This window comes from Bradyrhizobium sp. AUGA SZCCT0160, assembly GCF_018130105.1.
GTDB lineage: Bacteria > Pseudomonadota > Alphaproteobacteria > Rhizobiales > Xanthobacteraceae > Bradyrhizobium.
In genome coordinates this window covers 170,939-191,965 of the sequence record NZ_JAFCMD010000004.1, presented here as the reverse complement: position 1 = coordinate 191,965, position 21,027 = coordinate 170,939, and the positions used below count along the sequence as shown (strand labels likewise).

At 65.1% G+C, this 21,027-nt stretch carries 13 protein-coding genes; 6 read left to right on the top strand and 7 right to left on the bottom strand.

Going from position 1 to position 21,027, the window contains the following annotated elements:
* The first annotated feature begins 123 nt into the window (after positions 1 to 123).
* From JQ558_RS08980 to JQ558_RS08970, 3 genes are all read left to right on the top strand, one after another.
* The gene (locus tag JQ558_RS08980; RefSeq protein ID WP_249119249.1) at positions 124 to 3,192 is read left to right on the top strand and encodes an autotransporter domain-containing protein; all 3,069 of its coding nucleotides are present in this window, start codon (positions 124 to 126) and stop codon (positions 3,190 to 3,192) included.
* 206 nt (positions 3,193 to 3,398) lie between these two features.
* Entirely contained in the window at positions 3,399 to 5,225 is a 1,827-nt protein-coding gene (gene glmS / locus JQ558_RS08975) for a glutamine--fructose-6-phosphate transaminase (isomerizing) (RefSeq protein WP_212293421.1), read from the top strand.
* A 97-nt stretch (positions 5,226 to 5,322) separates the two neighbouring features.
* On the top strand, positions 5,323 to 6,099 hold the full coding sequence (locus JQ558_RS08970) for a DUF502 domain-containing protein (protein ID WP_212274708.1): 777 nt from the start codon (positions 5,323 to 5,325) through the stop codon (positions 6,097 to 6,099).
* Between the two features lie 115 nt (positions 6,100 to 6,214).
* On the opposite strand, the gene recG is transcribed toward JQ558_RS08970, so the two are convergent.
* From recG to JQ558_RS08955, 3 genes are all read right to left on the bottom strand, one after another.
* The gene (recG, locus tag JQ558_RS08965; RefSeq protein WP_212293420.1) at positions 6,215 to 8,323 is read right to left on the bottom strand and encodes an ATP-dependent DNA helicase RecG; all 2,109 of its coding nucleotides are present in this window, start codon (positions 8,321 to 8,323) and stop codon (positions 6,215 to 6,217) included.
* A gap of 78 nt (positions 8,324 to 8,401) precedes the next feature.
* Complete coding sequence (gene prfH / locus JQ558_RS08960; protein WP_212293419.1) at positions 8,402 to 9,025, bottom strand: peptide chain release factor H; 624 nt, start codon at positions 9,023 to 9,025, stop codon at positions 8,402 to 8,404.
* Positions 9,022 to 10,215: an RNA ligase RtcB family protein gene (locus JQ558_RS08955; RefSeq protein WP_212293418.1), complete on the bottom strand. Its 1,194-nt coding sequence runs from the start codon at positions 10,213 to 10,215 to the stop codon at positions 9,022 to 9,024. Before JQ558_RS08955 ends, prfH begins: the two co-directional genes overlap by 4 nt.
* 373 nt (positions 10,216 to 10,588) lie before the next feature.
* Here JQ558_RS08955 and JQ558_RS08950 point away from each other — a divergent pair, with 373 nt between their 5' ends.
* Positions 10,589 to 10,879, top strand: a complete 291-nt coding sequence (locus tag JQ558_RS08950; protein WP_212208624.1) for a succinate dehydrogenase assembly factor 2 — start codon at positions 10,589 to 10,591, stop codon at positions 10,877 to 10,879.
* Positions 10,876 to 14,394, top strand: coding sequence for a transcription-repair coupling factor (gene mfd, locus JQ558_RS08945; protein WP_212293417.1), 3,519 nt, complete (start codon positions 10,876 to 10,878; stop codon positions 14,392 to 14,394). The genes JQ558_RS08950 and mfd overlap by 4 nt, the downstream gene beginning before the upstream one ends.
* Before the next feature lie 143 nt (positions 14,395 to 14,537).
* Here mfd and JQ558_RS08940 read toward each other — a convergent pair whose 3' ends face one another.
* The 4 genes from JQ558_RS08940 to JQ558_RS08925 form a co-directional block, all read right to left on the bottom strand.
* Entirely contained in the window at positions 14,538 to 15,128 is a 591-nt protein-coding gene (locus tag JQ558_RS08940; RefSeq protein ID WP_212293416.1) for a hypothetical protein, read from the bottom strand.
* 120 nt (positions 15,129 to 15,248) lie between these two features.
* A complete protein-coding gene (locus tag JQ558_RS08935) occupies positions 15,249 to 16,475 on the bottom strand; it encodes a GGDEF domain-containing protein (protein ID WP_212293415.1) in 1,227 nt (408 codons plus the stop codon).
* Positions 16,476 to 16,565: 90 nt separating this feature from the next.
* The gene (locus tag JQ558_RS08930; RefSeq protein WP_212293414.1) at positions 16,566 to 18,071 is read right to left on the bottom strand and encodes a class I adenylate-forming enzyme family protein; all 1,506 of its coding nucleotides are present in this window, start codon (positions 18,069 to 18,071) and stop codon (positions 16,566 to 16,568) included.
* A gap of 22 nt (positions 18,072 to 18,093) precedes the next feature.
* Positions 18,094 to 19,926, bottom strand: a complete 1,833-nt coding sequence (locus tag JQ558_RS08925; protein ID WP_212293532.1) for an extracellular solute-binding protein — start codon at positions 19,924 to 19,926, stop codon at positions 18,094 to 18,096.
* A 269-nt stretch (positions 19,927 to 20,195) separates the two neighbouring features.
* Here JQ558_RS08925 and JQ558_RS08920 point away from each other — a divergent pair, with 269 nt between their 5' ends.
* Positions 20,196 to 21,026 carry an invasion associated locus B family protein gene (locus JQ558_RS08920; RefSeq protein WP_212293413.1) on the top strand — a complete coding sequence of 277 codons (831 nt, stop codon included), beginning with the start codon at positions 20,196 to 20,198 and terminating at the stop codon, positions 21,024 to 21,026.
* Position 21,027 lies beyond the last annotated feature (1 nt).

Below are 21,027 nucleotides of genomic sequence, written 5' to 3'. Positions count from 1 at the left end.
CCGAATTAGCGCACAACCGTTTAAAGCGGTCGGACCGGTGCCGTCGCGTTGCTGCCGATCCCCCGCATCGATAGGGTCGGAGCCTGAATCGTACGCTATACTTATATTTACTAGGAAATTGCGATGGCGCAGCAACTGCTCAACAGGCGCCATCGCGCGACGTCGGACACCGCACTAACGGGATCGCTGGCACGGCTCGTTCGCCCAATTGCGATGGGGGCGTTCAGCGCGGCAGCCGCCGTGCTGACCAATGTGGCGCTCACCGACCGAGCCGCTGCACAGACCTGGAATGGCACCGGAGACTGGAGCGTCGCGGCCAACTGGACGCCCGCCAGCGTTCCCGATGCGATCGACGCAACTGCGACGTTCAACGCGGTCAGTCCTTTCACCAGCGTCGGCGTTGGTCTGAACGGCGGTCCGTTCACGGTCGGTACGCTGAACCTCGATAGTTCCATCGCCAACAGCGGCTATGGCTTTCAAGTCGGGACGTTGATCATGCAGGTCAGTGCAGGGTCGGCGGCGATCAATGTTCAGACCAGCAATATCACAGTGGACTTTTTTTCCACCACAACGCTGCAACTGAATTCCAATACGGTGATCACCACTGCGAGCTCCGCAGCGCATCTAACAGTCGACGGCCTGGTCGCTGGAGCCGGCGCATTGACCATCGCGGGTCCCGGCACCGTTATTCTGAATAATGCCAACACCTTCACCGGCGGCACCACGATCACGTCCGGCACGGTCGAGATCGGGGACGCCGCTGCGCTCGGGACGAACAATGTGCGCTTCGACGCCGGCGCCTTGCGGTCGACTGTCACCGGCTCGCTCACAAACCAGATAACCGTGAACGGCGGCGGAGCTTCACGCATCAGTGCGGCCAATGGCCAGACCTTGACCCTCACGGGCTTCTTTTCCGCGAACGCCGGCGCGGCCGGGATCCAATTCGGCGAGGCAGGCGGCACCGGCACGGTGGTCTGGTCGAACGTTGGCGCCGGATTCGGCGGCGCGCCAGCCTTCACGGTGGATGTTCTGGGCGGCACGTTGCGCGGTACCAGCGGCACGCTCGGTTTCTTCGCGGGTAACGCAACCGCCACGAACATCGCCGCCGGTGCGACGATCGATTTCGCGTCTCCAGGAATTCTCGGTACCTCGCGTGTCGCCAATCTTCAGTCGGCCGGCACCGTGATCATCAGCGGTCCCTCGCTGCTGGCCGGCGGCGGCCAGTCGAGCGGGGCGATCACCGGCGCCGGAGGCCTCACCGTCGCAACGCCGAACACCGTCGGCGGCAGCACGGGTCTGCTCGTCCTCTCCGGCACCAACACCTATGCCGGCGGCACGACGATTCAGACCGGTGCCACCCTGCAGCTCGGCGCCGGCGGCACCACCGGCTCGATCCTCGGCGACGTCGCGAACAGCGGCACGCTCGCCTTCAACCGCTCGGACGCGGTCCAGTTCGACGGCGTTGTCTCAGGTAGCGGCGCGCTGCAGAAGGACGGGGCCGGCGCGCTCAACCTTACCGGCAACAACACCTACACCGGCAACACGACCGTCAACGCAGGCCTGCTTGCGGTGAACGGTTCGATCTCGTCGTCGGCGATGACCACGGTGAACGCCGGCGCAACGCTCGGCGGCAACGGCACCGTCGGCAACACGACGATCAATGGCGGCACGCTCGCGCCGGGCAATTCGATCGGGCTTTTGACCGTGCAGGGCAGCCTCGTGCTTACGGCGGCATCGAGCTATCTGGTCGAGGTCTCGCCGTCCAACGCCGATCGCGTCAACGTCACCGGCGCGGCGACGCTCGGCGGCGCGACGGTGAACGCGAATTTTGCGGCGGGCACTTACGTCGCCAAACAGTACACCATCCTCAACGCGGCGGGCGGCGTGAACGGTACGTTCAGTGGTCCGGTCAACACCAATCTGCCCGGCGGATTCAACTCGAGCCTGAGTTACGACGCCAACAATGCGTATCTCAACCTCGCGCTCAATTTCGTGCCGCCGCCGGGCACGGGGCTCAATGTCAATCAGCAGAACGTCGGCAACGCCATCGTCAATTTCTTCAACACCACAGGTGGCATTCCGATCGTGTTCGGCGGATTGACACCGTTCGGGCTGACACAGATCTCCAGCGAGACCGCCACCGGTTCGCAGCAGACCACGTTCAATGCGATGAACCAGTTCATGGGGGTGATGACCGATCCGTTCATCGCCGGCCGTGGCAATCCGATCAGCGGCGGTGGCAATCCGAATGCATATGCGGAGGAGAGCCTCGCTTATGCCGCCAAGCGCAAACCGAACGATGCGCTGGCGGCGATCTACACCAAGGCGCCGCCGATCGCGCCGAGTTTCGAACAACGCTGGAGCGTGTGGGCGGCAGGCTTTGGCGGGTCGCAGACGACGGACGGCAATACGGTGCTTGGGTCGAACAACACGCGTAGCAGCCTCGCTGCTGGTGCCGTCGGCGCCGACTATCGCCTCTCGCCGAACACGATAGCCGGTTTTGCATTGGCCGGCGGCGGCACCAATTTCAGCGTCAATGGATTTGGCTCCGGCCGATCCGACCTATTCCAGGCCGGTGCATTCATCCGGCATACTATCGGCCCGGCCTATATCACCGGCGCGCTGGCCCTTGGCTGGCAGGATGTCACCACCGATCGCACCGTGACGGTCGCCGGCATCGACCGCCTGCGCGCACAGTTCAACGCCAACGCCTGGTCGGGCCGCGTTGAAGGCGGCTATCGCTTCGTGTCGCACGGTTTTGGCTGGACGCCGTACGCGGCCGGACAGTTCACGACGTTCGAACTGCCAGCTTACGCCGAGCAGGCGATCGTCGGCGCCAACACCTTTGCGCTCGCGTACAACGCCAAGAGTGTCACCAGCACCCGCAGCGAACTCGGCCTGCGCACCGACAAATCATACGCCGTGCAGAACGGCGTCTTCACGCTGCGCGGCCGCGCGGCCTGGGCGCATGACTTCAATCCGGACCGCTCGATCGGCGCCACGTTCCAGACGCTGCCGGGTGCATCCTTCGTCGTCAACGGCGCGCGGCAGGCCGCGGATGCAGCGCTGGTGACCGGCTCGGCCGAGATGAAGTGGATCAACGGCTGGTCGATCGCCGGCTCCTTCGAGGGCGAGTTCTCCAACGTGACCGAAAGCTACGCCGGCAAGGGCGTGGTGCGCTACGCGTGGTGAGGCGGCGGGCAGGGCTGGACATTGCCCTCCGCGCCGGGTTCGCCTAAGTCCATTGGACGCCGCTTACCAATGGCAAACGTTAAGCTTTCCGCTTAAGACTGTCTCAATCCGCAATAATTATTGAGTAGGTGGGTAGCCGCGTTTCCCGTTAAGGGAACGTGGCGTTGCTTCGGCAATTTTTCGACGATTTGGGGATATTAAACCGCATGTGCGGCATTGTCGGCATTCTCGGACGCGCTCCGGTCGCGGAGCAGTTGGTGGATTCGCTCAAACGCCTGGAATATCGCGGCTATGATTCGGCCGGCGTCGCCACGCTGGAAGGCGACCATCTGGCGCGGCGCCGCGCCGAGGGCAAACTGAAAAACCTCGAAAAACGGCTGGAGGCCGAACCGCTCGCCGGCCATACCGGGATCGGGCATACCCGCTGGGCCACCCACGGCCGGCCGACCGAGAACAACGCGCACCCGCACGCGACCGAACGCGTCGCCGTGGTCCATAACGGCATCATCGAGAATTTTCGCGAGTTGCGCGAGGCGCTGGAGAAAAAGGGCGCGGTCTTCAGGACCGAAACCGATACCGAGATCGTGCTGCATCTGGTCGACAATCTGCTCGGCCAGGGCATCGGTCCCGTGGAAGCGGTGAAGGCGGCGCTGTCGCAATTGCGCGGCGCGTTCGCGCTCGGCTTCATCTTCGCCGGCGACAATGATTTGATGATCGGCGCCCGCAACGGCCCGCCGCTGGCGATCGGTCACGGCGACGGCGAAATGTATCTGGGATCGGACGCGATTGCGCTCGGGCCCCTGACCAACACCGTCAGCTATCTCGAAGACGGCGACTGGGTGGTGCTGACGCGCAAGGGCGCCACCATCTACGACAAGGACAATGCGATCGTGCAGCGCGACGCGATCAGGCACACGGCGTCGAGTTCGCTGGTCGACAAGGCGAACTACCGCCACTTCATGGCCAAGGAAATCCACGAGCAGCCCGAAGTGGTCGGCCATACGCTGGCGCGTTACGTCGACATGGCGACCGACCGCGTGATGCTGCCGGTGACGCTGCCGTTCGATTTCAGGGGTGTGCAGCGCATCGCGATCGTCGCCTGCGGCACCGCGAGCTATGCCGGCCATATCGCCAAATACTGGTTCGAGCGGCTCGCCCGCGTGCCGGTCGAGGTCGATGTCGCCTCGGAATTCCGTTACCGCGAGGCGCCGCTGCGCAAGGGCGATCTGGCGATCTTCATCTCGCAATCCGGCGAGACCGCCGACACGCTGGCGGCGCTGCGCTATGCCAAGTCGCAGGGCGTCCACACGCTCTCGGTGGTCAACGTGCCGACCTCGACGATAGCGCGCGAGAGCGAAACCGTGCTGCAGACGCTGGCGGGGCCCGAGATCGGCGTCGCCTCGACCAAGGCGTTCACCTGCCAGCTGATGGTGCTGGCCGCGCTGGCCGTTGCCGCCGGCAAGGCGCGCGGCGAATTGTCCGACGAGGACGAGACCAAGCTGGTCCACGGCCTCGTCGAAGTTCCCCGCCTGATGGCCGAGGCGCTGACGACCGAACTGCAGATCGAAAAGCTGGCGCGCGACATCGCCAAATGCCGCGACGTGCTCTATCTCGGCCGCGGCACCAGCTATCCCCTGGCGCTGGAAGGCGCGCTGAAGCTGAAGGAAATCTCCTACATCCACGCCGAGGGCTATGCCGCCGGCGAGCTCAAGCACGGTCCGATCGCGCTGATCGACGAGAACATGCCGGTCGTGGTGATCGCGCCGCATGACCGGGTGTTCGAAAAGACCGTCTCCAACATGCAGGAGGTCGCCGCCCGCGGTGGCAACATCATCCTGATGACGGACGCCAAGGGGGCTGCGGAGGCGACCATCGAATCCCTGGTCACCATCGTGCTGCCCGACATGGCCGCGACCTTTTCGTCCATGGTCTATGCCGTTCCGGTGCAGCTTTTGGCCTATCATACCGCCGTGGTGATGGGCACCGACGTCGATCAGCCGCGAAATCTGGCCAAATCGGTCACGGTCGAATAGCCGCAGGGGTGTGCTTGCCGGCATCTCGGGCCTTCAAAAACCTGCTAGGATGGCTTAGCTGGAACAAGACCGGCTGCCCCCGCGACCTGGAACCGCAATGAATCCCCAAGATTTGCCACCGTCCACCCCGGCCGAAATCCCGCCGGAAGTCGTCCATACCGGCCTGATGGCCCGTTTCCGCAACTACTTCCTCACCGGCCTGGTGGTCGCCGGACCGATCGCAATTACCTTTTATCTGACCTGGTGGTTCGTCACCTGGGTCGACGGCCTGGTGCGGCCGTTCGTGCCGATTGCCTACCGGCCGGAAACCTACCTGCCGTTCGGCCTGCCGGGTTCCGGGCTGGTCATCGCCGTGGTGGCGCTGACGCTGCTCGGCTTCCTGACCGCCAACCTGATCGGGCGAACGCTGGTCGACCTCGGCGAAAGGCTGCTCGGCCGCATTCCGGCGGTGCGCGCGATCTATCGCGGCGTCAAGCAGGTATTCGAGACCTTGTTCTCGGGGAAGGGATCGAGCTTCCGCCGCGTCGGCCTGGTCGAGTTTCCCTCGCCCGGCATGTGGTCGATCGTGCTGATTTCGCAATCGCCGAGCGTGGAGATTTCCAGTCGCCTTCCCAGCAATGACGAGCACATTTCGGTGTTCCTGCCGTGCGCCCCGAACCCGACCACGGGGTTCTTCTTCTATGTGCCGAGGAGCAAGATCCTCGAAATCGAAATGAGCGCCGAAGACGCCGCGACCCTGATCATGTCCTGCGGCGTGGTGCAGCCGGGCTCCGATCCGCAGAAGAAGATCGCGGCACTGGCTGCGACGGCGCAGGCCGCGCAAGCAGCGCGTGCCGCCAACGCGGTCACGCTGCAGCCAGCGAAGGTGGAGTAGGGCACCGTCTCTCTCCACGTCATTGCGAGGAGCCCTTGCGACGAAGCAATCCATCTATCCGTTATGCCGCGCGATGGATTGCTTCGCTGCGCTCGAAATGACGGCTGATCGAGTGTCACCCAGCCCCGATCAGCGGAATCGCTTCATCCCGCTCATACAAATACAGCAAGCAGCGCAGCGCTTCGCCGCGGTCGCCCTTGAGTTTCGGATTGTCCTTCATGATCCGCAGCGCCTCGTCGCGGGCTTGGGTGATGAGCTGGCCGTGGACTTCGGAGCGGGCGATGCGGTAGCCGGGCAGGCCGCTTTGCCGGATGCCGAGCACATCGCCTTCACCGCGCAGTTTCAGATCTTCCTCGGCGATCCGGAATCCGTCTGACGTTTCGCGGATCACTTTCAGCCGGGCGGTCGACATCTCGTTGAGCGGCTCCTTGTAGAGCAACAGGCAGGTGGACGCCTCCGAACCGCGCCCGATGCGGCCGCGCAATTGATGCAATTGGGCGAGGCCAAAGCGTTCGGCGTTCTCGATCACCATGATCGACGCGGCGGGAACGTCGACGCCGACTTCGACCACGGTGGTGGCGACCAGGAGGCCGATTTCGTGGGCGGCGAACTGGGCCATCACGCGGTCCTTTTCGGCGCCCTTCATCTGGCCATGAACGAGGCCGACGCGGTCGCCAAAACGCTGTTGTAAGCGCTCGAAGCGCTCGGTGGCGTTGGTGAGGTGCTCGATGCCTTCGGCCTCGGACTCTTCCACCAGCGGACAGATCCAGTAGACCAGCTTGCCGGCCTTGAGCGCACGGCCGACGCCGTCGACCACTTCGTCGAGCCGGCTGTTGGGAACGGTGCGGGTGTCGATCGGCTGCCGGCCGGCCGGCTTCTCGCGCAGTTCCGAGACGTCCATGTCGCCGAAATAGGTCAGCACCAGCGTGCGCGGGATCGGCGTCGCGCTCAGCACCAGCACATCGACGGCCTCGCCCTTGTTGGTCAGCGCCAGCCGTTCGCGCACACCAAAACGATGCTGTTCATCGACCACGGCGAGCGCCAGCGATTTGAAGATCACATCGTCCTGGATCAGCGCGTGGGTGCCGACCAGAAAATCGATCTCGCCGGCTTCCAGCTGGGCCAGGATTTCCCGTCGCTCCTTGCCCTTTTCGCGCCCCGTGAGGATCGCCACGCGCATGCCGGCGCGTTCGGCCAGCGGCGTGATGGTCTTGATGTGCTGGCGCGCCAAAATTTCGGTCGGCGCCATCAGTGCCGCCTGCTTGCCGACCTCGGTCACGGCTGCGGCCGCCAGCAGCGCCACGACCGTCTTGCCGGATCCGACGTCGCCCTGCAGCAACCGCAGCATCCGCACCGGCTGTCGCAGATCCCCGGTGATGGCGGCGACCGCGTCGCGCTGTGACGCCGTCAGCGCGTAAGGCAGCGCATCGATGATCCTGCTGCGCAGATGGCCGTCACCGGCGTGGCGGTCGCCGGCCGGCCGGCGCAATTGCGCCCGCACCAGCGCCAGCGCCAGTTGACCCGCCAAAAGTTCGTCGAAGGCGAGCCGCGACCAGAACGGGCCATCGGGGAGGATGTCCGTGAGTTCGACCGGAATATGGACTCTCGTGAACGCTTCCCGGATGGGCGGGAAGTGGCAGCGGCGGATCACTTCCGGGCTGATCCACTCGGGCAGTTCGGGGAGTTTTTGCAGCGCCTGGGCGACCGCGCGGCGCAGCGAGCCGAGCGCGAGGCCTTCGGTCAGCGGATAGACCGGATCGATGCCGGTCAGTTTCGCAAAAGCCGCTTCATCCACGATGTTGGTGGGGTGCACGATCTGGGGAATCCCGTCGTACATCTGCAAGGTGCCCGACACGTAGCGCTTCTCGCCTACGGGAAGTAGCTTTTCGACATAGCCGGGCTTGGCGCGGAAGAACGTCAACACCACGTCGCCGGTGTCGTCGCTGGCGTAGACGAGGTAGGGCGCCCGCGAATTGCGCGGCGGTGGCGGCCGGTGGCGATCGACGGTGACTTCGAGCGTCACCACGGTTCCCTGCACGGCCTCGCGGATCTTTGGCCGCGCCCGGCGATCGATCACGCTGGCCGGCAGATGCAGCAGCAGATCGACCAGCCGCGGCGTCTCGCTGCGGCCGAGCAGATAGCGCAGCAATTTGTCCTGCTTCGGCCCGACGCCAGGAAGCGTCGTGACCGGAGCAAACAGCGGATTGAGCAAAGGAGGGCGCATTGAGGAAGCTAAGTCCGTTTCGGCCGGGAATGCCCGGCTTTGTAGCGAACGTCCACGGCTTTTTTCGTGCCGCAGAACCTACGATGCCTGAAACGCGGCGCCCTTGAACCGCTTGACCGGGCTGCCGCGCTCGAGGCGATCATGTGCGGCATGGGCGTCATTCCGCGCGGTGATCGCTTCCAGTTCGCCCTGCAGCCTGATCAGTGCCGCAATCCGCTCCAGTGCCAGCGCCTTGTTCCGATGCTGCGAGCGTTCCTCGCGCGCCACGACGGACAGGCCGGTCGCAATGTGCGTCGCACGCACGGCGCTCTCGGTCTTGTTCTGGTGCTGACCGCCGGGGCCGCCGGCCCGGAAGGCTTCAAAGCGAACGTCGTGCGCTTTCGGCGCTTTCGGCGCTTCGGGCGGTGCCGGAAGTTCGAAAACACCAATGAACCAGTTTTTGCGCTTGTGATGTGGCCGGAGCGAGCTTGGCGCCACCCACTGGATCGAACCGATCCATGGCCGAGCAAAGGCCGCGGCAGCGTCGCCGTGGATCACTGTTATCGCCGATGCCGGACCATGCCCGTCCGGATTCGGTCCATTCACGCAATCGATATCAAGGCCGAGTGCGGTCGCTTCGGCGGTGAGGGCCGCAACAGTCTTTGCGAGCGCGATCCGGCATTCTGCCGGACCGCGTCCGCTGGTCAGGAGAAGCCGGATCATCGGCGATCCTCCTTCCAGGATTTTTCGCGCTTGCTGCTGCTCGCTGCGACGCTGGATTGCGCCTTCTTGAACGTCACCAGCGGCCGGAACGTCGCCACCACGCGCGCCAGGCCGAACTCGACGAGGTCGGCGATGACGCGATCGATGTTCTTGTAGGCCTCCGGCGCCTCTTCCACGAGCCGGCCGCGATCCCCGCAGACGACGATGCCGCCGTACGGATTGCGCTCCAGCCGTGCCACGTCGGATTTCTTGCCCCGCACGCGGCCGTGCATGGATGCCCGGTCGTATTTGCGGCCCGCACCATGCGCGAGCGAGGCGAGCGCCTCGGTTCGCATCGGAGCCAGCGGCTCCACCAGATAGGACAGCGTCCCGCGCGATCCCGGCACCGGCACCAGCCCGCGATCGGAAGCCGCCGCGCCTTTCCGGTGCAGCGCCAGGACGTCGCCGCCGACAGAGCCCTGACGCTCGACCATGTTGTGGGCCAGATCGTTGACAGGACGCAGGTCCGCACGCGCCGCCGCTGCGGCCCGCTCGGCGATGATGCGACGGTTGAGCTTGGCCCATCGCACGGCGTGATCATGCGCATCCATGTAGGACTTGCCCTCATCGCTCGCGGGATCAAGCGATGCTTGACCGTTCGACAGGACGCGCTCCAGGATCGAGTAACCAAGACCCCGCGAGCCGGAATGGACCAGCACATAGGCCTGATCCCGGTCCAGTCCCGCCTGCGCGGCCGTCTCCGGGATGAGGATTTCCTCGATCGCCTGGATCTCGCAGAAATGGTTGCCGCCGCCGATGCTGCCGAGCGAGGCATCATACGTCGTGGCGTCAAGGCCGGCATCGACCAGTACACCGGCGACATCGCCATCCCAGGGGTGATCGAGGGAGCTCAAGCGGTCGGCCAGTTGGTCGAACCGCAGCTTGCGCACCGCGATATCGAGCGCAAACAGCCCCATGCCGCAGCCGATGTCGGAGCCGACCAGCTGCGGATGAATCCGGTCGGCCAGAATGGCGCAGCCGACAGGACCATATTTGCCGGGATGCAGATCCGGCATGGTGGCGACCGCCCGGACGCCGGCTAGGCCAGCGACCTGTTCGAGTTGAAGCGTGGCATTGCCCTCGATCCAGGATTTGGACGAGGCGAAGACATGGATCGGCGCACGGCCGTCCATCTTGGGAGAAGTGCCCATTTAAAAAGCTTTCAGAAGATTTGGAATCGTCGACGCGCACAGCACAGCGTTCGCTGACTTAAGCGCGTGATTTCCCAAGCGGCGCGGCTAACGCACGCGCCCTTAGGCGATGCCCTCGACGGGGTGGCGAGACATCAACGTCATCGAGCCTTCTCCCTGTTGATCGAACCAAAATCGGCCACCGATCGCGCAGATCACATACCGGCGAAACGCAAAAGCTGCAAGTCCGCCGCGACCTCCTGTTGTCGCACGTCACATGCGTCGGGTTCACTTGGATTTGTGCCGGAAACGCTACTGACATTCGCCGCTTCCATGGCTATATCAACCCCGCCCGGCACGTCCGGGCTTTTGGCGTTCGGATGGGAATGGGACAATGACGGGTTCGACACGATCGAGCGGTGGGCTCGATGACCGCCGCAAGCGGCTTTTGTTTCGCTGCTGGCATCGCGGCACCCGTGAGATGGATCTCATCCTCGGGCGCTTTGCCGATGCCGAGATCGCTGATCTGTCTGATGGCGATATGGCCGAACTGGAACGGCTGCTCGAGGTGCCCGATCCCGATCTCTATGCCGCGCTGACCGGCGAAAAGCCGCTCGATCCCGAGTTCGCCAGTGCGCTGTTCGATCGCATCAAGGCGCGTCGCGCCGTGGACCACGACGCATGAAGTCTCCAGTCAAATCGCCCGCCGCGCTATTGGCCCCCGGCCGGGCGCTGACCTTTGCGAATGTCGCCGAGGGCGCGGAAGGCCTGGTCGTTGCTGACCTCGCACGCGCGGTCGCCGCCAAGCCGAAACCACCGGCGGTGAGCCTTGCGGTGGTGTGCCGCGATGGCCCCCGCATGCAGCAACTGGCACGGGCGCTGGAGTTTTTCGCGCCCGATTTGCCTATCATGCAGTTTCCGGCCTGGGACTGCCAACCCTATGACCGGGTATCGCCGCATGGCGGCGTCTTGGCCCAGCGCCTGACCACGCTGGCGCGGTTGTCGCGGCTTCAAGGCAGCGACAAGCCGCTGATCGTGCTGACCACGGTCAACGCCATCGTGCAGCGCGTGCCGGCGCGCGAGGTGGTGGCGGCGCAGGCGCTGTCGGTGGCGCCCGGTCACGTCGTGCCGATGGACTCCATCGTCGCCTGGCTGGAGCACAATGGCTACAACCGCTCCTCGACCGTGCGCGAGCCCGGCGAATACGCCGTGCGCGGCGGCATCCTCGATCTGTTTCCGGCCGGGCTCGACCAGCCGGTGCGGTTCGACTTCTTCGGCGACAGCCTGGAATCGATCCGCACGTTCGACGCCGAGACCCAGCGCACGCTGCTCGACATGCGCGCGCTCGACCTGGTGCCGGTCTCGGAATTCCAGCTGGTCACCGAGACCATCCGTCGCTTTCGGATGGGGTATGTCGCGACCTTCGGCGCGCCGCAGCGCGACGATCTGCTGTATGAAGCCGTCAGCGAAGGCCGCCGCCATCCCGGCATGGAACACTGGCTGCCGCTGTTCCAGGAACGGATGGACACGCTGTTCGACTATCTCGACGGCGCGCCGGTCGCGATCGAACCGCAGGGCGAGGACGCTGCGCGAGAACGTTTCAAGCAGATCGCGGACTATTATGAAGCAAGGCGCGAGGCACTGGAGCATCCCGGTGGTGGCGCGATCTACAAACCGTTGCCGCCGGACCGGCTCTATCTGAGCGAAGCGGAATGGGCGACCCGCCTTGAAGAGGCCGCGCTGGCGCGGCTGACGCCGTTCGCGGTGCCCGAGCACGGCTCCGACGTGTTCGATGCCGGCGCGCGGCAGGGGCGCAACTTCACGCCGGAGCGCGCCGATAGCTCCGTCAACGTGTTCGAAGCCGTTGTCGCCCATGTGCTGGCGCTGCAGGCGCAGCGCAAGAAGGTCGTGATCACACTGTGGAGCGAGGGCTCGCGCGACCGCATGGGCAGCATGCTGCGCGACCACAAGCTTAACAACCTCACCAGCGTCAACACCTGGCGCACGGTGCAGGCGACACCGCGCAACGAGGCCATGCTGGCGGTGGTCGGCATGGAATCCGGTTTCGAGACCGACGACGTCGCCGTCATCAGCGAACAGGACATTCTCGGCGACCGCCTGGTGCGGCCGCGCAAGGCGAGCCGCAAGCTCGACAATTTCATCTCGGAGGTCACGAGCCTCGCCGCCGGCGATCTGGTGGTGCATGTCGAGCACGGCATTGGCCGGTTCATCGGGCTGCAGACGCTGGAAGTGTCCGGCGCGCCGCATGACTGCCTCGAGCTGCATTACGCCGCCGAGACAAAGCTGTTCCTCCCCGTCGAAAACATCGAACTGCTGTCGCGCTACGGCTCCGACCACGCCAATGTCGAACTTGATCGTCTGGGCGGCGGCGGCTGGCAGGCGCGAAAAGCAAAACTCAAGAACCGCATCCGCGAGATCGCGGGCGAACTGATCAAGATCGCGGCCGAGCGCCATCTGCACGAAGCGCCGAAAATGCCGGTGCAGGCCCATGTCTATGACGAGTTCTGCGCGCGCTTCCCCTATGAAGAGACCGAGGATCAGCTCGGCGCCATCACGTCCACGCTGAAAGATCTCGAAAGCGGCCGGCCGATGGACCGGCTGATCTGCGGTGACGTCGGCTTCGGCAAGACCGAGGTGGCGCTGCGCGCTGCCTTTGCGGTCGCGCTCGACGGCAAGCAGGTCGCTGTGGTGGTGCCGACTACGCTGCTGGCGCGGCAGCACAACAAGACCTTTACCGAACGTTTTCGTGGCTTCCCCGTCAATGTCGCGCAAGCCTCGCGGCTGGTCGCGCCGAAGGAACTGACGCAGGTCAAGAAGGGGCTGTCGGAAGGCAATGTCGACATCGTCGTCGGCACCCATGCGCTGCTCGGCAAGGCGATCAAGTTCAGGGATCTCGGCCTCCTGATCGTCGACGAGGAGCAACACTTTGGCGTCAGCCACAAGGAGCGGCTGAAGCAATTGCGCGCGCAGGTCCATGTGCTGACGTTGAGTGCGACGCCGATTCCCCGCACGCTGCAACTGGCGCTGACCGGCGTGCGCGACCTCTCGATCATTGCGTCGCCGCCGGTCGATCGCCTCGCGGTACGCACCTTCGTGGCGCCGCATGACCCCCTGATGATCCGCGAGGCGCTGCTGCGCGAACGCTACCGCGGCGGGCAGGCGTTTTATGTGGTGCCGCGTATCGAGGATCTCGCGAGCGTAAAGGACTTCCTCGACAAGACCGTGCCGGAGATGAAAGTCGCTGTCGCCCATGGCCAGATGCCGCCGACCGTGATCGAAGACATCATGTCGGCGTTCTACGACGGCAAATACGACGTCCTGCTCTCGACCACGATCGTCGAGTCCGGGCTAGACATTCCCTCGGCCAATACGCTGATCGTGCACCGCGCCGACATGTTCGGCCTCGCGCAGCTCTATCAGCTGCGCGGCCGGGTGGGGCGCTCGAAACTGCGCGCCTATGCGCTGTTCACGCTGCCGGCGCAGCAGAAGATCACCGCGCAGGCGGAACGGCGGCTCAAGGTGCTGCAATCGCTGGAAACGCTCGGCGCCGGCTTCCAGCTTGCATCGCACGACCTCGACATCCGCGGCGCCGGCAATCTGCTCGGCGAGGAACAATCCGGCCACATCAAGGAAGTCGGCTTCGAGCTTTATCAATCGATGCTGGAAGAGGCGATCCTCAACCTCAAGGCCGGCGTGGTCGAGCCCGCGGCCGACCGCTGGTCGCCGCAGATCACCATCGGCATGCCCGTGCTGATCCCGGAGGATTACGTCAACGATCTTGCGGTGCGGCTGTCGCTGTACCGCCGGCTCGCCGATCTCGAGACCGACGAGGAGATCGACAATTTCGCCGCCGAAATGCGCGATCGTTTCGGCGTGCTGCCGGACGAGGTGCGCTATCTGTTCAAGGTCGCCGCGATCAAGGCCTATTGCCGAAGGGCCAATGTCGAGAAGGTCGATGCCGGGCCGAAGGGCGCCGTCATCAGCTTCCGCGACAACAAGTTCGCGCAGCCGGACCGGCTGGTGTTCTTCATTCGCCAGCATGGCCAGGCCGCCAAGGTGCGGCCCGACATGAAGGTGGTGTTCCTGCAGGTATGGAAGACGCCGGAAGAACGGCTGATGGGCACGACGGAGATTTTGCGGCAGCTCGCCAATCTCGCGGAGAACAAGAAGGCGGCGTAGGGCTTCGAACCATCCCCGTCATTGCGAGCGTAGCGAAGCAATCCATGTGTCGGCATGCTGCGAGATGGATTGCTTCGCTACGCTCGCAATGACGGGATCGGACGGCTACGACCCGGCGCGCTGCACTTCTTTGTCGAGCCGCATCAGCTCGACAATCCCCGTGCAATCGGGGGCGCCTCATTCGAGGCTTTGCAGCTCGCGATCACGACCGTCGGCGATATGGACAGCCCGCTGGTCTTCTTGATTGTTATCGCGCCATCTCCAGCGGTGGCTACATCGAGCTTCACCTCCAACCTGGCCAATCCGCTGATCTTCCCGTTGGACACGGATGATATGAGCGTGTGCTCGGGCGAGTATGTGGCCTTGCGGTGCGCGGTGTACTTAAGCCAGCTGTACCAGCGGGAGCCGCTGACGTTCGGCATTATTCCCAACACGCCGGTCGATTCCCAGGAATAGCTGACGCCGATGAAATCGATCGCCAGGTGCACGTGGTCGCCGGACGCGAATGTGCCACTCAGCGTCGCGGTGTCGCTGCCCTGGTCGAACAGCTTACGGGCCTTCGCCTCGAATTCAGCGCAGTTGGTCGCGGTGGCGATGGCAGGTTCGACGGCGGCGGTTGGCTTCGTGTCGAGGTTTGCCTTATTGAACAGCGACAGCCCTCCCACGAGCGCAAGGGCCATCGCAAACAACGCGATCCCAGAAGCTTTCCAGGTTAGCCCCATGTTATTCGTCAACATTGCCGCTTCCTCGACGGTGGGCGCAAAGCGCCCGCGCCCGTCGGTTTAGGCGGCGAGCACATCGAACCTGTGTCGCTCCAGCGGCCCTGCGGGTTCATGGACGATTGGACGGAACATTCAGGACGCGGCGCGATGCGCCTCTTCGCCGAGGCGCGCGAGCAGCGCCTTCGCGGAATCCTTCGACTCCAGTGTCGCGACCGTCACGGTTGGTTCTGCGCGGGTGTCGCGCTTGCCGTGGCTGGTGTGGCGCATGACGCTGGACAGCCGCCGCGCGATCGTATGCGCGGTCTTGAGGTCGGTTTCGGCGAAGGCGACCACGACCGATCCGTCATCGCAAACGGCGCCGAAATCCATTTGCCGCATCAGCCGGCTGATGATGCGCGCGCCGTCGAACTGGGCGCGGGGGTGGGCGGGGTCGAAGGCGAAGCGCGCGACCGACAGGCCGCCGCCGCGTTGCTGGGTCTGATAGACCGCGCTGGCGAAGTCGCGTTCGAAGGCGGTCGGTGTGAGCAGGCCGGTGCGGGCGTCGATCAAACCCTCGGCGTCGATCGAGCGCAGGGTCCGGCTCAAATGCGCTTCGAAGGCATGCTGGCGGATCAGCGGCAGCGCGGTCGCCACCATTTGTGCGGGCTCGCCCGAGAGGATTTCGAGGTTCGGCAATTCATAGGCAGGCAATAGATCGCCTGACGTCACCACCACAGGCAGATGGCGGAAGCGGGCGTCTTCCGCCAGCACGGTCAGGAACGCATCGACCACGCGCGGGCTAAAGCCTTCGCTGAGCACGATGCCGTCGATGTCGCGTGCATTGAGATGCTTCGCCGCAGCCTCGATGCTCAGCGCGCCGACCACGCCGGTTTGTTCGCCGAGCGAGACCGACAGCGTGGGGTAGCCGCCGCCGCGGCCGACCAGCAGCACCGTGGCATCTCTGAAGGTATCGATGTCCGACAGCGCGATCCGGGTGGCCGGCACGAGCCGGCGCATCACGGTCGCGTGCAGCGCACGGACACGCAGCGCCGCGCGCAAGCGCGCGACGAGGCGCCTGGAGTCACCCTGGCTTTGGAAAAACGGGATGGCGTTTTCGGGCAACGTTCCCTGCGGATCGACCGCGATCAGCGGCAGATAAGGTTGGTGGGCCGCGATCGGCGCGGCGAGTGCGGCAAGCGTGGCCTGATCGACGTCGGACGTCGCGGCCAATACCGCGGCCGGCTGCAGCTGTTCGACCGCGCGACCTGCGTCCGCCCATTCGGCCTCGACGACCGGAAACAGCTTTGCGACGTCGAGCGCTGCGGCAAACGACGGCCGCCTTGCGGTCGATACGACGAGGATCGGGCCTTGCTGGGACATCTGACAACTCGGATCAAGCGCGCCATTATGAGTGCGCGATCCTAGTTTGCCGGGCTTAATGTGGCGTCAACGCAAGCCGCGAGATTGCGCTCAGGTGGAATTGGCCCGGTCGCGAAACGCTTCGACCATCAACGGGTTAAGCCCAAGTTCCGTCAGCGCGTCGCGGGCGCGGGCGTTGTCCTGGGCCCGGCCGGCGAGCCGATGGCCGCTAAGGCGATCCGGCAATGCCGTGAGCAGCGCGCCTTGTCCGAGCCGCCGGGCCCATTCCTGCAGGTCCTGCGCCAGGAACCGATAGCCGCCGACGGCCATGATGCCGGAGGGGGGCGCGGTGATGTTGATCGCGCCGGTCGAGCGGTCGAGCCGCGCGGAATAATCGGTGTCGACGTAATCGCGCGGCGCGGCTGCGATCAGCGAGTCGCTGGGGGGCGGCGGCGGCGCATAGGCCGCGACCGGGATCATCGGTCCGCGCAGTCCCAGGGTGCCCCGCGGCGTCAGCAGGACGTCGCCCGCGATCGAGGAGCCCGGCAGTTCGCGCGGCGCGCCGTGCGGTCCTGGTTTGATCAAGGCCGGCGAACCGTCCTCCGCAATCCGGCGCGCCCCGAACAAACCGACTTCGCCGAACAGGTAGACATCGGTCAGGGTTGCCTGCTGGGCCGACCAGGACGCGCTCGACAACACCTGTTCCGGCGCGCGCCACAAGCCGATGACGTTGCGCAGGGAGGGCAGGCTGCCCGCGAGGTCGAGTTCGTCCAGCCGCAGCGCCAGCTGGGCCGGGGCAATCAGCGTGTCGCAGGCATACTCGTTGACCTGCTGCTCCAGCACCTCTTCGTCGAACGGATGGTGCAACACCAGCGTTCCGCCCGACAGCAGCCAGACCGTCAGCGTCGATGCGAGGCCGGCAAACGACATCGGCGAAAACGCCGAGAGGATCGTTGCGCCCTGCGGCACGTCGCTTTCGAGCGAAACCGACAGTCCGCCGGCGATCAGGCCGAGATGGGCACGCGGGACGGGCCGGAAACCGTCCGAGGTCAGATCGAACGAGATCAGTGCCGCCTTGCGGCCATCCTGGATCACCGCGCGCGCGGTTGTCGATTCCCGCAGGATCGCGTTGTCGAGCGAGGCCATGCCTTCCGGCAAATCGGTGCCGAAGCCGCAGACATGGCGGATCGAAAATGCCTCGGCCGCGGCATTCATGGCCAGATCCGAATAGACGATGCCGTCGACCTTGCTGGTGGTGACGATCGCCCGCGCCGCGGTGCGGTTGAGCGCCATGGTCAGTTCCGCCTGCCGCCACAGCAAGGGCAGCACGGCGACCACGAGGCCAGCGCGATAGGCGGCCAAAATTGTCAGCGCGAATTCGATGGTGTTCGGCAACTGGACTGCAATGACGGAGTTGGCGGGCAATCCGGATTCGATGAAATGCGCAGCCAGCGCGGAAATGGCGCGGTCGGCCTGCGCGTAGGTGAGGCGCTTCGGCGTCTGCCCGGTGACGCGCTGCTTGTTGGGCGGATCGACCAGCGCCGTCGCATCCGGCTGCCGTGCCAGCGACCGCTTGAACAACGTATCGAGCGTGGGCGAAGCGGCTGGCTGGGTCACGGCGTCACTTCGATGGCTTGCGTCATTTGGTTTGCGCGTCCGGTCTGTGCCACCACGTTTCGGGCAGGTACCCCGTCAAGGCGATGGTTGAAGGCCGTTCTACCCGATTCCATCGCGCGATCCATTGCTCGGCGACGTTAAACAACGGGATAGCGTAGAAGCCCGACATCAGGGTGCGGTCCAGCGCCCGCACCGCCGAGACGAATTCCGGCCGCTCGCGGGCCTCCAGCAGCGCTGCGATAAGGGCGTCGATCGCCGGATCCTTTGCGCCCATGTAGTTCCTTGTGCCTGATATATCGGCGGCTTGGCTGCCCCAATAGAACGACTGCTCATTGCCGGGTGACAGCGACTGGTCCCAGCGGTTCTGCAGCATGTCGAACTCGTAGCCGAGCCGGCGCTGGTCGAATTGCACCGGATCGACCGCGCGCACGCTGGCCTCGATGCCGGCGCGTTTGAGGTCTCTTGCGTAGGCCAGCGCGATCCGTTCCTGATCGCGCGTGGTGACCAGGATTTCGAAGGTGAGGGGTGTTTTGGTCGCGCGCTGGCGCAGCACGGTGCCGTCGAGCACGTAGCCGGCCTCGGACAGCAGAGCGAGGGCAGCCCGCAGCGCCGCGCGGTCGCGGCCCGAACCGTCTGTCACGGGCAGGCGGAAGCTGCCGTCGAGAATGTCAGGCGGAATATGCGCGAGGTACGGTTTCAACAGTTCGCGCTCGCGTTGATCGGCGGCGCGGCCATAGGCTGACAATTCCGACCCGGCGAAGAAGCCTCCGGCACGCGTATAGAGGCCGAAGAAGTAGTTGCGGTTGATCCATTCGAAATCGAACAGCAGCGTCAGCGCGCGCCGCACGCGGACGTCGGAAAACAGCGGACGGCGGGTGTTGAACACCAAATACTCCGACGGCTGCGGCATCCCCGGCTTGATGGTGTCGCGGATCAGCTCGCCGCTGCGGGCGGCCGGAAAATCATAGCCGTCGTGCCAGCGCAGCGGCTCGGCCTCATTGCGGAAATCATAGAGCCCGCGCTTGAAGGCTTCGAACTGGCCGTTGGACTCGCGGTAGTAATCGAACCGGATCTCGTCGAAGTTCCACAGGCCCCGGTTCGCCGGCAGGTCACGGCCCCAATAGTCGGGATTGCGCGTCAGCGTGACGCTGGCGCCGGGGCGCACCGCAGTGACGCGGTAGGGACCGGAACCGACCGGTCCCGTCATGGTCGTTTCCTCAAAGGTTTCGGGATCGACCGCATGGCGCGGCAATACCGGCATCAGGCCGAGGATCAACGGCAGTTCGCGGTCGGGCGCGCCGCCGAAATCGAACCTGACGGTGAGCGGGTCGGGCGCTTCGGCCTTGGCGACCTTGGCGTAATACTGGCGGTGGTTGGGGCGGCCGCGGTCGCGCAGCAGCGCCCAGGAGAACAGCACGTCGTCGGCCACGACCGGCTTGCCATCCGAGAACCGCGCCCGGGGATCGAGATGGAACGTGACATAGCTCCTGATGTCGTCGGTCTCGACGCTCCTGGCGAGCAGGCCGTAGAGCGTGAAGGCCTCGTCATTGCCGCGGCTCATCAGGCTCTCGACGACAAAGCCCCTGATCTGCTGCAGGGCGAGGCCCCGGACGATGAACGGATTGAGGCTGTCGAAGGTGCCAAGCAGACCCCAGACCAGCCGGCCGCCCTTCGGCGCATCCGGATTGGCGTAGGGCATGTGGACAAAATCGGCCGGCAGGGCCGGCGCGCCATGCATGGAGATCGCATGGCTTTCACCGGCGCGGGCCTTGCCCGCGAGGGCCAGCGGCAAAAGGCCGAGCGCGAGCACAACGCTGGCGAGAATACCAGGCCGGATACGTCCAAAGACTAACATCTGCACGCGCGGATTTGATTCGGGATCACACACCAGTGAGCTTTACCATAGGCCTTGACCACAGGCTTCGGCGTCCACCGAGACCGCGGCCAAAAATGCTTGTCGGCATTGATCTTTTCGTCCGCCGCTGTATTGAAGGCGTGCAATTGACTAGGCGGTGACGCCTGTCACGTATCCGCCTCAATTGACTAGGAGACAGCCGCCCAAACGGCTAGGTGTCGGTGCCTGCAGCGGTTTCGGGCGCTCCCGTTCAGAAAGGGTTTTCCGCAATGAATTTCCGTATTTTGGCCGTCCGGCCGTATGGGCGGGTTGCCGCCTTGTTGGCGGCGACGGCATTGTCCGCGACGTTGCTCGTCGCAGGTGCGCAGGCCCAAACCCCGGCTCCGGCCCCCGGCGCGCCCAAGGAGGCCCCGAAGGCCGCTCCCAAGGCTGCCCCGAAAGCCGCTCCGAAGGCCCAAGCGCCCGCGGCCCCGAACGGCCAGCCGGCCCCGCCAGCGGCTGCCGGTGCTCCCCCCGCAGGCGGTCAGTCGCAGGACCAGCAGGTCCAGCTGATCTATGCGCCCTGGACCAAATTCTGCCTCAAGGGGCAGGACGCCGGCGCCAAGCAGGTCTGCTTCACCGGTAAGGACGGGCGCATCGAGTCCGGCCAGCCGGTCATCGCGGCCGTCATCATCGAGCCGGAAGGCGAGCCGAAGAAGATCCTGCGCGTGACGCTGCCGCTCGGCATGCAGCTCGTGCACGGCACCCGCGTCATCGTCGATGCCAATCCCCCGGCGCAGAGCCCCTATGTGATCTGCTTCCAGAATGGTTGCATGTCGGACTACGAAGTGAGCCCGGAACTGCTGGCCAACCTGAAGAAGGGCCAGAATCTGGTGGTCCAGGCGATCAACTCCAACGGCGCGCCGCTGACGCTGCCGCTGCCGCTGGCCGAATTCGCCAAGGCCTATGACGGGCCGCCGACCGACCCCAAGGAATTCGAAAAGACCCAGCAGAAGTTGCAGGAAGAACTGCAGAAGCGGGCCGAAGAAGCGCGCAAGAAGCTCGAGGCCAACCCGCCCGCTGGCGGCGCGCCGGGCAATGCCAATCCGGCGGCGAAGTAAC